This window comes from Aeromonas sp. MdU4 (assembly GCF_041929505.1).
In the GTDB taxonomy this organism is placed as follows: domain Bacteria; phylum Pseudomonadota; class Gammaproteobacteria; order Enterobacterales; family Aeromonadaceae; genus Aeromonas.
Map to the genome: position 1 here is coordinate 1 of NZ_JBHFMW010000056.1, position 2,728 is coordinate 2,728.

General features: G+C 43.2%; 2 protein-coding genes. One reads left to right on the plus strand and one right to left on the minus strand.

The features are described from left to right. Window positions 1-355: 355 nt before the first annotated feature. Window positions 356-1,894, minus strand: coding sequence for an ArnT family glycosyltransferase (locus ACE1BR_RS23050; protein ID WP_374874397.1), 1,539 nt, complete (start codon window positions 1,892-1,894; stop codon window positions 356-358). Window positions 1,895-2,294: 400 nt separating this feature from the next. Between ACE1BR_RS23050 and ACE1BR_RS23055 the strand changes: the two genes are divergently transcribed. Beyond that, window positions 2,295-2,728, plus strand: a 434-nt coding sequence (locus ACE1BR_RS23055; protein WP_374874399.1) for an IS5 family transposase, incomplete at its 3' end; no start/stop codon positions are given.

The following is a 2,728-nucleotide window of genomic DNA, read 5'->3' on the forward strand; positions in this document are numbered from 1 at the left end:
TGTCCAGTTCCAGTGCCGTGGCAGGCACTGGTTTTTTATGGCACTCAGACCAAATCTGTGCCTCGTTCTGGAACGGGTGTAGCAAACAGGGGTGGGCGCTCACGCATTGATGACGCACACATAACCAGTCTCCGGGATGAGAGTTGAACATGTCGAAGTATATCGGCTTGGATCACCCCGGGTTTTCTAGGGGCAGTCGTCTTGAGTTGATGTATTTCAGTACAATATCAGCCTCGTTAACGTAAAAATCATCGCATCATGCTAACACCCGCTCACCGCCGCCACGATATCTCCGACCATATATGGACCTTACTCGAACCGCACCTTCCGGGCTAAAAAGGTCAATGGGGACGTGTCAGGCCACAAGTAGCGGGAAAAAGTGTCTGGACACTATGGGGTCAAATCCACGAACTATGCCGAGACAAACACGCTCTTTGACCTCTTTAGGAGAGCGTTGATAGAAAACTTCTTTTATTATCGTTGGCTTAAACTCCATCCACTCATCGGTGAAATAAGCAAAAACGCCCTCATGACAACCCTCACCAACCTTACCAACCAATAGAGCTCCTTGCCGAGTGATTTGCTCAGAAGTAATATGACGATTGTACACATTAGGTAATGTGTCACTATTCCATCTACGTGTAATTTTGGGATGCGGCGCAATATAAAATGTAAACCATTGAGATAAATCATCTCCGCCAACCAAGGTTAACTTCCCTTCATTGTTTTCATCCCAAAAAGCCTTAGCCTCACGACTCAAGCTCTTTACTCCAGATAAATGTTCACCTGCGTTCTTAACATTCATAGTAAGCACGAAAATATAACCACCGAAGATAGTTATAGAGATTACCACCAGTGTATTTATTATTCTGGATAAGCTACTAATTGTGTTAGGCGAAAGATATGCAACAAGTATAGCAGGAGCAGGCATAAAGAATGGATGTAACCATTCAACTAACCGTCCACCGCTATGAAAAGTAAACCAACCCATAATTATAAGAAGTGGTAAAAATAAAATAACTGTTGTTATTTTTAACTGTTCTGAAACATACGTAGATAGCTTAACTGACCGTTTAACTATAATTATACCAAGCAGCACTAATGGGTAAAACACCAATAGTAGAGATAACCAACTGCTCAGGTTAAACTGAGTTGCAACTTGACTTTCGACCCATTTTATTGACGAAAAATTATTCTCTACCATCCAGAATAGATTTGGAATAGTTAGAGTAACAAATATCAATATGGCTGCATAAAAATATGGTTCACTCCAAGCACGACGAACACTTTTGACAGTGAGGCTCACAATGAAAATCATCATAATTGGAGCAAAGGTTGTATACTTGGCCATAGCCGAACAACCAGCGGTCAACCCGAACAACAGCCACCAGCGCGGTTCTTCCCATACCGATTTTATAAATAGTAATAAGAGCCATGGCCAAGTGCCAAATAGTAAATAGTTGTCATTATATGGAATGGCATCGAAGTTGATGACTCCTGAAAAATTTAAAATCAATAACCCCAACCATGAAAGAGAAATCGATTTTGACAGTTTATATGTCAGTCTATAACACCCCAGCATTCCTACACTGATAACTGTGTAATGACTTAAATACCAATACATAGAGGAAAACTCGGGGGAGGGTGAGTATAAGAAAACACGGGAAACCCAACCAACAAACCAAGGATTTTTAGGACTACCCCATTCACCATTGCTTGCCCAATTTAGCGCCTCAATTGCATCATAGGGTACCGTTGGATCTAGGAAAAATGATGCAGTGGTCCAAAAAAAAGCATACACGCAACACCATATGATGACAATACAGTGAGAACGCTTGATATCTGACAGTGTTGGATAAACACGATCGACATCCATCATTGACAATATAGCCATCAACATCCCTTTTTTATTTAAACTGTTGTGAGCACGATGGAAATTACTAATCCATTAAACAATATATGCTCTCCCTCCTTGGCCTGTTGACACTGACACAGGAAAAAGTTACCGCAAATAATAAATTCGAAAAATTTAAATTGTTTGAAATAAATTTAAAAAACCTCCCAAGACTATACCAACACCAGATGCTAATGCCTATATATTTTCGTGCGGGCATGCACTGAACATGTAACCATGTATTTCTGAGTTGAATTGATGATGGTAAACCTATTCACAGCGCTGTTTCCAAAATCGATTCAGAGTGAATGGGGCGTTGTTTCCCAAATCGATGCAGCTTGAATGGAACTAAATTGGGACTTAGTGATCTAATCACCACCATCCCCTTCAAGTCTGCATCATGGGCACGTCGCTTCACCCCATCACCAACTGGCCTCAATACAACAAGTCTTTGATTAACCGTGGTTCACTCACCTTCTGGGTTGATGTCGAGGCCATGCGCAACTGGTTTCACCACGACCATCATGGACGACGGGGACGCAGCCAGCTTTACGCCGACCAGACCATCTGCACATTCCTGATGCTCAAGGGGATTTTCAGCCTCACGCTTCGCGCAACTCAGGGGCTACTCGACTCCCTGTTCGAGTTGATGAATGTACCGCTGTGCGCACCGGACTACAGCTGTGTCAGCAAGCGCGCTCACACGGTGAAAGTGGCCTATCGACAACCCGCCAAGGGGCGTATCACCGACCTGGTTATCGACTCGACTGGCCTGAAGGTATTTGGCGAAGGCGAGTGGAAAGTCAGGAAACACGGCGCACTGGAAGAAGATAT